The sequence below is a fragment of the Staphylococcus edaphicus genome (assembly GCF_002614725.1).
In the GTDB taxonomy this organism is placed as follows: Bacteria; Bacillota; Bacilli; order Staphylococcales; family Staphylococcaceae; genus Staphylococcus; species Staphylococcus edaphicus.
Genome location: NZ_MRZN01000021.1, coordinates 32,285 through 43,908, shown reverse-complemented (window position 1 = coordinate 43,908; position 11,624 = coordinate 32,285). Strand labels below are relative to the sequence as shown.

General features: G+C 35.1%; 10 protein-coding genes. 6 read left to right on the top strand and 4 right to left on the bottom strand.

All coding sequences use genetic code 11. The features are described 5' to 3' along the window. The coding region (locus tag BTJ66_RS11150) for a transposase (protein WP_193433031.1) at positions 1 to 274 on the top strand (274 nt) is incomplete at its 5' end. Positions 275 to 400: 126 nt separating this feature from the next. Here BTJ66_RS11150 and copZ read toward each other — a convergent pair. Together copZ and BTJ66_RS11140 are read right to left on the bottom strand one after the other, a co-directional pair. Next, the gene (gene copZ / locus BTJ66_RS11145) at positions 401 to 607 is read right to left on the bottom strand and encodes a copper chaperone CopZ (protein ID WP_099091028.1); all 207 of its coding nucleotides are present in this window, start codon (positions 605 to 607) and stop codon (positions 401 to 403) included. A 50-nt stretch (positions 608 to 657) separates the two neighbouring features. Beyond that, a complete protein-coding gene (locus BTJ66_RS11140) occupies positions 658 to 3,042 on the bottom strand; it encodes a heavy metal translocating P-type ATPase (protein WP_099091027.1) in 2,385 nt (794 codons plus the stop codon). Between the two features lie 704 nt (positions 3,043 to 3,746). Here BTJ66_RS11140 and BTJ66_RS11135 point away from each other — a divergent pair. The 3 genes from BTJ66_RS11135 (at position 3,747) to BTJ66_RS11125 (ending at position 7,419) form a co-directional block, all read left to right on the top strand. Further along, entirely contained in the window at positions 3,747 to 4,508 is a 762-nt protein-coding gene (locus BTJ66_RS11135) for an ABC transporter ATP-binding protein (protein ID WP_099091026.1), read from the top strand. Continuing rightward, complete coding sequence (locus tag BTJ66_RS11130) at positions 4,498 to 6,393, top strand: FtsX-like permease family protein (RefSeq protein WP_099091025.1); 1,896 nt, start codon at positions 4,498 to 4,500, stop codon at positions 6,391 to 6,393. The genes BTJ66_RS11135 and BTJ66_RS11130 overlap by 11 nt, the downstream gene beginning before the upstream one ends. A 156-nt stretch (positions 6,394 to 6,549) precedes the next feature. Further along, complete coding sequence (locus BTJ66_RS11125) at positions 6,550 to 7,419, top strand: SDR family oxidoreductase (protein WP_099091024.1); 870 nt, start codon at positions 6,550 to 6,552, stop codon at positions 7,417 to 7,419. A 262-nt stretch (positions 7,420 to 7,681) separates the two neighbouring features. Here BTJ66_RS11125 and BTJ66_RS11120 read toward each other — a convergent pair whose 3' ends face one another. Together BTJ66_RS11120 and BTJ66_RS11115 are read right to left on the bottom strand one after the other, a co-directional pair. Beyond that, a complete protein-coding gene (locus BTJ66_RS11120; RefSeq protein ID WP_099091023.1) occupies positions 7,682 to 7,888 on the bottom strand; it encodes a hypothetical protein in 207 nt (68 codons plus the stop codon). A 137-nt stretch (positions 7,889 to 8,025) separates the two neighbouring features. Continuing rightward, positions 8,026 to 9,447 carry an SLC13 family permease gene (locus tag BTJ66_RS11115; protein ID WP_099091022.1) on the bottom strand — a complete coding sequence of 474 codons (1,422 nt, stop codon included), beginning with the start codon at positions 9,445 to 9,447 and terminating at the stop codon, positions 8,026 to 8,028. 151 nt (positions 9,448 to 9,598) lie between these two features. Between BTJ66_RS11115 and BTJ66_RS11110 the strand changes: the two genes are divergently transcribed. Beyond that, positions 9,599 to 10,795, top strand: coding sequence for a DUF819 family protein (locus BTJ66_RS11110; protein ID WP_099091021.1), 1,197 nt, complete (start codon positions 9,599 to 9,601; stop codon positions 10,793 to 10,795). A 29-nt stretch (positions 10,796 to 10,824) separates the two neighbouring features. Further along, on the top strand, positions 10,825 to 11,388 hold the full coding sequence (locus BTJ66_RS11105) for a sugar O-acetyltransferase (RefSeq protein ID WP_099091020.1): 564 nt from the start codon (positions 10,825 to 10,827) through the stop codon (positions 11,386 to 11,388). Positions 11,389 to 11,624 lie beyond the last annotated feature (236 nt).

Below are 11,624 nucleotides of genomic sequence, written 5' to 3'. Positions count from 1 at the left end.
TAAAGATGCCATAAAACAAATTAGAAGACATGTTTGGCAAGATGATTTAGATATAGTTGAAGATTTAAGGTTTGTGGATACAGTAAAAAAACAATATAAAATGCGAAGTCAAACAATAGAGAGAAGATTTGGTGATGCAAAAGAGCAGCATGGTATGCGATGGACGAGATATAAAGGACATGACAAAGTTTCCATGGATACCACGCTAATTTGTGCAGCCATGAATCTTAAAAAAATCGCAATGTGGCTAGTAAAAGGACCAGCAATGGTCTGAAAGACCACTAGCTTTTTTGAAAAACTATATAAATAGGAAATAAACAAACCCTTCGCGTCTATTTGCGAAAGGTTTGTCAACGTTCTGAGAGGGTGCTTAACATGATTAAGCACCCTCTTTTTTTATCTATTTTACATCGTAACCTTGGTCCTCTATCGCTTCGGTCATATGAGACATTGCAACTTTGTTATTGTCAAAATCTACTGTAACATGACCTGCTTCTAGACTAACGTTAGCTGTTGATACACCGTCAAGATTGGTGAGCGCAGTTTCTACGGCACGTTTGCAGTGGTCGCAACTCATACCTTCTATTTTAATTGTTTCTGTAGTCATATCAAGCACCTCCTCATAAAATAATATTGAACAGTAATTCTAACACAATGCTATAATTTCATACGTTTTAATCTTAACGCATTTGTCACAACACTGACAGAACTTAGGGCCATGGCAGCACCAGCAATCCACGGTGCGAGCAAACCAAGCGCAGCAATTGGTATACCTGCGATGTTATAACCAAATGCCCAGAATAAGTTTTGACGAATATTGCGTATCGTTGATTTACTAGCTTTGATGGCTTTTGGTATCAGCAATAAATCACCGCCAAGAATCGTAACATCAGCAGCTTCTATTGCGACTTCTGTTCCAGTACCAATAGCAATACCAATGTCCGCTTGGACTAAGGCTGGCGCATCATTAACACCATCGCCGACCATTGCCACTGTCTTACCTTGAGCTTGCAGTGATTTTATTTGAGATGATTTTTCTTCTGGCAACACTTGCGCAATGACAGTATCGATACCAACTTGACTGGCAATAGCTTGTGCGGTACGTTCATTGTCACCGGTTAACATAACGACTTTAATATCGAGCTCGTGCAATTGCGTAATAGCAGAAGTTGTAGAATCTTTAACGGTGTCTGCAACAGCAATAATACCGCTATACGCTTGATTAATTGCAATGAACATCGCCGTCTTACCATCATTTTCAAATTGAGTCATGGTGTCTTCCGAATCTTTTATATCGATGTGTTGCTCATTCATTAATTTGCGATTACCTGCAACTAAACGTTGTCCAGCTATTTTCGCCTTAATACCGTAGCCGGGTATCGCTTCAAAATCAGTTGCCTCTAATAATTGAATACCTTTTGATTGACCATAATTTACAATTGCCTCAGCTAGTGGGTGTTCTGAACCCTTTTCCGCACTAGCTAATAATTGTAATGCTTCATTGTCTCCAACAAAGTCCGTAACGACAGGTTTACCATTGGTAATGGTACCTGTTTTATCTAATACAACGGTATTTATTTGGTGGGTGCGTTCGATATGTTCGCCACCTTTAAATAAAATACCATTTTCTGCAGCTTTCCCAGTTCCAACCATTATCGATGTAGGTGTCGCTAATCCTAATGCACAAGGGCAAGCAATAACAAGAACTGTGATTGCAGCAATTAATGCGGGTTCAAATTGACCTTGTCGAACTAACGAAATCCATATAATAAAGGTCAATACTGAGATCCCTACAACTATAGGTACGAAAAAACCTGATATAATATCAGCAAGACGTTGTATTGGGGCTTTTGAACCCTGTGCTTCTTCAACTACTTTTATAATTGAAGCTAGTGCAGTGTCTTGTCCTATTTTAGTTGCTTCTATTGTAATAGAACCATTTTTATTCATCGTTGAACCAATAACGCTATCATTTATCATCTTTTCAACAGGCATAGATTCTCCAGTTAGCATTGATTCATCGATAGAAGTATTGCCTTTAATTATGTTACCGTCTACGGGTATTTTTTCTCCAGGTTTAATGATTAAATAATCACCTTCAATCACATCACTTAAAGGTATCATTTGTTCTTTATTGTTCCGTAACACACGAGCTTCTTTTGCTTGAAGATTTAGCAGTTTATTCAATGCATTGGTTGTTTGCGTTTTTGCTCGAGTTTCTAAATACTTACCAAATAAAATCAGTGTGATTAATACGGCGCTCGTTTCAAAGTATAGATGAGGCGTAGCAATTGAATTGAATAGCCATTTGCCCATCTCATATAGACTGTAAAAGTAGGCAGCACTTGTACCTAAAGCAACAAGTACATCCATGTTGGCTGACCCATTTTTTAGATTTTTGTATGCACCTACATAAAATTGCCAGCCGATAATAAATTGCACCGGTGTGGCTAATACAAATTGGAACCAAGGGTTCATCAAAAGAGCTGGCATTTGTATGCCGAAAAGATGCACAAACATTGTTAGTAAGAGTGGCGCTGCCAACAATGCAGAAATGATTAATTTAGTTAATTTGCCTTTTAGTTCTAATTTTTTTTGTGAATCTTTATCAGCAACTTCTTTTTTAGGTTGTGCATCATAACCTATTTTCTGGATTTTTTTAATTAATGCTTCAACAGAAGTTGAATTAGGGTTATATGAAATCGTAGCGTTCTCAGTTGTTAAATTAACTGTTGCTTGATTTACACCATCAACACGATTCAATACTTTTTCAATCCGATTGGAACATGCTGCACATGTCATGCCAATGACATCTAACTCAGTCGTTTCATTTAACACACCATAACCTGTTTTTTCTATGGTGTTTGTTAAATCATTCGTTGATATTGACGTTGGGTTATAAGATATTGTAGCTTTTTCAGTTGTCACATTTACATTTGCATCGACATCATCTAGTTTATTTAAATTTTTCTCAATGCGATTGGCACAAGCAGCACATGTCATTCCAGTAATACCTATTGTCGTTTTTTTCTGTTCAGTCATATGCTGTTACCTCCTTTTGTTTAAAATGAGCATTGTTAATTATAAAATGGTGCAATGACTTCATTTATTTTACAATTATAATATACCCCTGGTAGGTATAAAAGTCAAATACAGTGTTTAAAAGAAACGATAACGAATTCAAACCCTAGACCATATTTCGCCTAAGGTTTGCTTATATATGTATTTTGTTTAAAATTAAAAAAATGGTCTTATATGCTACCTAATCTTGATTCATTTGTTTGATTATGGAATTAGTACTACATAGGCACAGAATCTACAATTATAAAATTCTGGGCAATACCTAAAAGTTCTTGCCAAACGTGTTTTTGAATTTGGTTTAAGCTGTTTTTACTTTCGGTTTTTATACTTTGTAAAAGGGTATTAGCGATTATTGAATATGATACCGTACCACTTCTGGAATAAGTACTCATGTAGTAACAATAATAAGCGACATGTGGGTGTTGGTGATGTGTTTAACCATTCTTATTCGAATTCATTTGTCATCGCTTATACGTCTTTATTTAAAATTGAATTAAGCTAATATATTATGGGTTATAAATCGTTATCTTAAGGTTTTAGTCTTATAAACTTTATTGATGTGACAGGTTTGTCATTTTAACCGAAAAATTTGTTAGCTGAAACAAACGAAAAGTAACGCGTGTTTCGATAAACTAGGATTATACAGATAGTAAGGAGTGATTGATATGTCCATATTAAAAGTAGAAGGACTAACAAAACGTTATGGCAATAGACATCGTCAACAAGAAGTACTCAAAGGGATTAATTTTTCTATTGAAAAGGGCGAATTTGTAACAATTATGGGTCCTTCAGGTTCCGGCAAGACAACATTATTAAATGTATTGAGTTCTATCGATTATATAACAAGCGGCACAGTTGAAATCAATGGTCATTTATTAAATAAAATGAGTAATAAAGCATTGGCAGATTTTAGAAAAAAAGAAGTGGGTTTTATTTTCCAAGATTATAGTGTTTTAAATACACTTACAGTTAAGGAAAACATTATGTTACCTTTATCGATTCAAAAAATGTCGAAAGCTGACAAAGAACAAAATTATACAGAAGTAACTAAAGCTCTAGGTATTCAAGAATTAGGTGACAAGTATCCCAATGAAATTTCAGGTGGGCAACAACAACGTACAGCAGCAGCACGGGCATCTGTACATAAACCTGCAATTATCTTTGCGGATGAACCTACAGGTGCATTAGATTCTAAAAGTGCACAGGACTTATTACACAGACTTGAAGATTTGAATGAAAATACGCATGCGACCATTGTTATGGTAACTCATGATCCAGTTGCAGCAAGTTACTCGAATAGAGTTATCATGTTGAAAGATGGTAATATTCATTCAGAAATTTATCAGGGTGAAGACACGAACCAGGCTTTTTACAAAAACATCATTCATATGCAAACAGCCTTAGGTGGTGTGGCACATGAGCTTTAACCAAATTGTACTAAAAAATTTAAAACAAAATATACGGCACTATGCGATGTATATTTTTTCACTCATTATAAGTATCGTATTGTATTTTAGCTTTGTAACATTAAAGTACACAGATAGTATCAATAATGCGGACTCTATGGTAGTCATTAAAAAGGGGTCTGTCGTTGGTGCATATTTTCTGTTCGTTATTATAATTGTATTTTTATTATATGCGAACCAGTTATTTGTCAAAAGACGGACACGTGAATTTGCTTTATATCAATTAATTGGTCTTACAAGGTCTAATATTTTACGTATGATATTGATAGAACAAATAGCGATGTTTCTCGTAACCAGTGTGATTGGCATTATTGTAGGTATATTTGGATCGAAAATTTTGTTGATGATTGTACTTAAAATATTAGATATTAGCACAAGTGTATCATTAACATTTCAATTTCCTGCTGTGACACAAACAGCTATACTTGTCATTGTAGCAATGGCGTTAATTATGATACAAAGTTTTGTCTTTTTGAGTAGACGTAGTATTTTATCAATGATGAAGGATAGTTCAAAATCAGAAGCGACTAAAAATAATATATCCATCATAGAAGTGATCTCCGGCGTGTTAGGTATCGTAATGATTATATTCGGTTACTATATGTCGACAGAAATGTTTGGGAAATTTTCTGGAGGTATGATGCTGACACCCTTTGTTATACTTTTCCTAACAGTAGTGGGCGCGTATTTATTTTTCAGAAGTTCAGTATCTGTTATTTTCAAGACACTTAAAAATACTAAACGCGGAAAAGTATCTATCACCGATGTCGTTTTTACGTCTTCTATTATGCATAGAATGAAGAAAAATGCATTATCTTTAACAATTATAGCGACTATTTCTGCAGTAACGGTAACAGTGCTATGCTTTGGAGCAATTAGTAAATCAACGATTGACGATAATGTGAAGTTAACGTCTCCGCACGATTTTATTTTTAAAGCGCATAATCAAGCAGAACAATTTGAAAATAAATTAAACCAAGCGCATATCCGTTATGATGAAAAATATAAAGAATTAGCAAGATTGAAAGTGAGTAAAGATAGCTATTTTGAGACAAATAGAGGTGTTGGAAGTATACAGCCAAATGAATTGTTCGTAACTAGCAATCAATATTTTAAAGACAAAGATATTACTGAGCACAATGCTAAGATGACCAATTTGGTGGCGGCTGGCGGATTTGTACAACATCATGATGAAGGGATAATTAAACTGAAAGGTCATCCGTCTCAATCTTTTAATGTCATAGACAGCGACGAAGACATACATTTTAGTAATGAATTGAGCCTTGGTGGTCCTGTACTTATTGTCAGTGATGATAAATACAAACAATTGAAGGAAAATGCTGAAGATACAGGTTATCAATATGGATATAATTTGAAAAACCAAAGTGATTGGAAAGAAGCAAATAAAATTGCTAAATCAATTAATCCAGATATAAGACCGCAAAAAGCAGAACGAGCCTCTTTAAATGAATCGGTAGGTATTATGCTATTTGTTACTGCGTTCTTAGGATTGGCATTCTTAGTAGCGGCTGGTTGTATCATCTATATTAAACAAATGGATGAAACAGAAGATGAAATTCCAAACTTCCGTATTTTACGCAAGATTGGCTACACGCATGAAGATATGTTGAAGGGACTAGGTCTTAAAGTCATTTTTAATTTTGGTTTGCCATTAATTGTGTCCTTATTACATGCTTATTTTGCAGCGAAAGCATTTATGCTACTTATGGGTAGTTCGACGATGACACCTATTTATATTGTCATGGGTGCATATTCAATTGTATATGGTATTTTTGCGATATTGGCGTTTGTACATTCAAGTCGAATCGTGAAACATTCAATTTAATAACATTTAAATTAGAACACTGCAACGAACAATGTTGCAGTGTTTTATATAGTATTAAAGTATTGTTCTCAATCAATTTTAGGTTAATTATGTTTGTGTTTTTAATAAAGTGGTATTTATCAACGAATGGAAGTAATAATGGAAGGGTGTATAAGTATGAATTTAGTAGATTTTCATAACCAAATTAAAGGTTACACACAAGATAAACAACCAGGTATACAAAAAGATATGGATCCACAACCTTTAACTGAAATGACAGACTATAAAAGTGGTGGCAAGTTAAAAGGTAAAGTTGCATTAATCACGGGTGGTGACTCTGGTATAGGGCGTTCTATTGCAGTGCTTTTTGCAAAAGAAGGCGCCGATGTAGCTATTGGCTATTATGATGAGCAAGAGGATGCTGAAGCGGTAGTAGAACAAATAACGTCGTTAGGAGTTACTGTAAAAGCGTATACCCATGATTTGAAAAAAGTTGAAGATTCACAAAAATTAATTACTGATGTAATAACTGACTTTGGTAAATTGAATATTTTAGTAAATAATGGTGGCGTTCAATTTCCACAAAACCATTTCGAAGATATCACGCCTGAGCAAATCAAAGAAACCTTTGAAACAAATATATTTGGCATGATGTATTTATCTCAGGCGGCAGTGCCACATTTAAAAGAAGGTGACGCAATCATTAATACAACGAGTGTAACGGCTTATAGAGGATCTGCACATCTTATTGATTATTCAGCTACTAAAGGTGCGATTGTTGCATTTACACGCTCATTAGCGACAACATTGGTAAATAAAGGGATCAGAGTCAATGCAGTTGCCCCAGGTCCAATATATACACCGCTTATACCAGCCACTTTTTCTGAAGACAAAGTGGAACATCAAGGCGGTGAAACACCGATGGGTAGAAGAGGACAGCCAGCAGAACTTGCGCCTGCCTATGTATTCTTAGCATCTTATGCAGACAGTTCATATATCACTGGTCAAGTTATTCATGTTAATGGTGGAGATTATATCACCTCTTAAATTTAGCGATTAAATAAAGCAGATGTACCTGAAAAAGGTGCGTTTTTATTGTGCTAGCGTGTATTGATTCAATCATATTGCTTATAAATACAAACACGAGGTTGCGACTAATTTTGTCGCAACCTCGTGTTGTCTGAAGGTCGACTTAGAACGCTATTCAGCACACTTTACATAGATAAGGACAGTTATTCTTGCTAGTGTGTGCAATTGTATAGCATACCATTTGAAACATGGGTGTAAGACTTAGAAGAGGTTATAAACGTTAAAAGAAATCAGAAGGAATCAACTTTTCGATATCCAAATTTTTTAAACCGTCAAAGTTTACATTTTCAATACTTTGTAGTATTTCACCATTTTTAACTTGGTTATAATAATTTGTTGCCTCTGCAGCTACATCGTGTTCTTCAAAGGTCTTCACAACACCAAGGATGATGACGATAGCAATGACTCCTTTAATTAAAAATTTCATAATTATTGACTCCTTTTATAAGTTTATATACTTAGTGTAAACTCTGTTACCCAATTTAACATGCGTCCCTAGTATAGATGTTCCATCATACCTTAGCAGTATAGCACGTTACAATGATTTGTAAGGCGCCGTCTAAATTATAATCCGAATGCGATAGGTAACCAAAAATAAGAGAAGAGTGAAATAACAATAATTGCAAAAATATTGAGCACAAATCCAGCCTTGACCATATCTTTCATGTCTAATTCATCGGAACTAAATACTGCAGCATTTGGCGGTGTTGAAATAGGTAGCATAAAGGCACAAGTAGAAGACACAGCAACAATACCCATTATGATAAATGGATCTTGGCCTATGGCTGCGGCAAAACCGATACTAATTGGCATTAACATATTTGAAACCGCGGTATTCGACATCACTTCTGTCAAAAATAGTATTGCAGTTGTGAGTACAAGGACAATGAGTATTAATGGTAGTGGTTTGACAATGCCTAACATGCCACCGAACCATGTTGTCAGTCCGGAATCTTCAAATGCAGCTGCTAAAGATAAGCCACCACCAAAAAGAAGCAGTATTCCCCAAGGCAATTGATTCATATCATCCCATACGAGTAGGCCACCTTTAGCCGATTTAGCAGGAATTAGGAATAACAATACAGCACCAAACATAGCGATAATAGTGTCTGTAATATGTAGTGCTTCGGGTAAAAGGCCACCGAAGATCCATAATAAACTCACACATAAAAAGACAAGTCCAGTTAATTTCTCTTCTTTAGACATTGGCCCTAAATCATGCAAAGCTTTTTTAGCAAAATCGGATGATATTTGGTCAGCATCTTCAATTTTAAATAACCATTTGGTCAATAGGAAATAGAGAATGACTAATAAAATTACTGTCAACGGGACAGCAAAGATCATCCATTGAGCGAATGATACTTTTCTATCAAGACTTGAAGAAGCAACGGCAGCAAATACTGCATTTGGTACCGAACCAATGAGTGTAGCAAGCCCACCGATAGAAGCTGAGTAAGCGACAGTGAGCAACAGTGCTTTGCTAAATTTACTCGCAGATTCTGGTTTGAGAAATTGTGCATCTTTAATTTCTTGGATAAGTGCTAAGGCGATTGGTAGCATCATGAGTGCTGTAGCGGCATTTGAAATCCACATAGATATAAAAGCAGTGGCAATCATAGTGCCTAAAATAATACGATTGCTATTTGTTCCCATCATGGAAATGATTGTCATTGCAATACGTTTATGTAAATTCCACTTTTCTATCGCTAATGCAATGATAAACCCACCCATGTACATAAATACAATTGGATCTGCATATGCACTAGCTGCGATAACTTCTTCAGTGCCACCGGTTAAAGGTAAGAGAATAAGTGGAATTAAAGAAGTCGCAGGAATGGGAATCGCTTCTGTAATCCACCATGTGGCTACGAATAACGTCACTGCCAATACTGCTCTAGGTGCATCTTCTAAACCTGTAATGGCAGGAACGAAATAAAAGATAATAAAGAGCAATGGTCCTAAGATTAATCCGATTTTTTGTTTCATAATGTAAATCCCCCTTGTTTGTAACCCTGTATCAGTAAGAATATCAATTTACAACTGTATAAACAATTGATTTTTCAGAAAATTATAAAAATAGATTGTTGAAACTGGTAGAATGAATTAAACGAGTGATAATTTATGAAGGGGGCGTTTTATGATAACTGGGGCACTGATAGCTAAAGATGATACGTGGGTATTGTGGGCAATCATAATTGTTTGGGCAACGGTGAGTTTATTCTTGGAACAGCGCTATCAATGGGCAAGTACGATTTCAGGCGCGATTATAGCACTCGTGGGAGCGATGTTACTGTCAAATTTTAAAGTGATTCCAACGAGTTCACCAGTATATGACACAGTGTGGGATTATGTTGTACCGTTATCAATTCCATTATTGTTATTTAGTTCTAACATATTAAAGATTTGGAAAGAAAGTAGAAGGCTATTATTGATTTTTTTAGTTGCTTCGATAGGAACGATGATTGGCACGACTGTAAGTTTTTTAGCATTGAACCACTGGATTCCTTATTTGAATAAAATAGGGGCTATGATGACGGGAAGTTATATTGGAGGGGGCGTCAACTTTGCGGCATTAAGTTCGAAGCTTGAAACACCAAGCGATATGATTTCATCAACAGTTGTAGCAGATAATAGTGTTATGGCACTTTACTTTATGTTGTTAATTGCACTACCATCATTACCATTAATTAAAAAACGTTTTAAAAGTGATTATAAAAGAGATAGTACATTAGCATCTCAACAGTCCTATTGGGAACCTAAAAAAATTCAATTATTAGATATCGCTTGTTCCTTAGCAAGTGCTGTAACACTTGTGGCAATAAGTTTTAAAGGTGCAGAACTGATACAGCATTGGATACCAAAGCATAATGTTTTCCTTACATTGATTGTTTCTTTTTTTGGAGATCCTTACTTATTGTTAACTTCATTGACATTAATCGCAGTAACGGTATGGGGAGATTTCTTTGAAAATTTAGCAGGGTCTTCAGAAATTGGCACTTTTCTAATTTATATTTTCTTCGTGGTTATTGGGACACCTGCTTCTTTTGCTACGATAATAACAACGGCTCCTTTATTGTTTATCTTTGTTATAATTATCCTTGTCTTTAATCTTGGGCTAAGCTTGTTTATAGGTAAAATTTTCAATTTTAAAATAGAAGAAATTTTACTTGCGAGCAATGCAACTGCTGGTGGTCCTACCACTGCTGCTGCATTAGCTATAAGCAAAGGATGGTCAGGTTTAGTTGGTCCAATATTAATCGTTGGGACATTAGGTTATGTTATAGGAAATTATGCTGGAACCGTAATGTATCAATGGCTGACTTTTCTAGGATGAACTTAAAATAAATTGGAGGTGTTTTTTACATGAGTGAAAAAGAGAAAATGTTAGCAGGAGAATGGTATGATGCTAACTTTGATGAATCATTGGACGTTGAGCGCATGAAGGCGAAGGATTTATGCTTTGAATTAAACCACATTCAACCGAGTGATAAGGAAGCGCGTCTTAAAATAATTGGCAAATTATTGAATTATGAACCGAAATCTATAGAACTTTTAAGTCCTTTTCAAACGGATTATGGTTATAATATTTTTTTAGGTGAAGACATTTTTATTAATCATGATTGTTATTTTATGGATGGGGGCAAAATATTTATTGGTGATCATGTATTTATCGGTCCAAGTTGTGGCTTGTATACTGCGGTGCATCCATTAGAATACAAGGAACGTAACATTGGCCTAGAGAAAGCACTGCCGATTCATATTGAATCTAATGTCTGGTTAGGCGCTAATGTAGTTGTATTACCCGGCGTAACGATTGGTGAAGGTTCAGTGATTGGTGCCGGCAGTGTTGTAGCGAAAGATATACCATCGAATGTTCTAGCGGTAGGTACACCAGCCAAACCGATTCAGGATATTAACAATAAATAAATTAAATAGTATGGTAATAATTTGAAGTGTATTTAGACTAATATGTTAAAAATTTCATATTCATACACAGAATGAGCGTACGAAATCTAGAGCAGTTATATTGATTTCGCACGCTTATTTTAAAATCAACGATTCAAATTAAAAAGTAAAAACAAAAAATAACTCAAGTTATTTGCAAGAAAAAACAAATATATAATTGTGTAATATATTAAAAATAATTAAACGTATCTATTGAA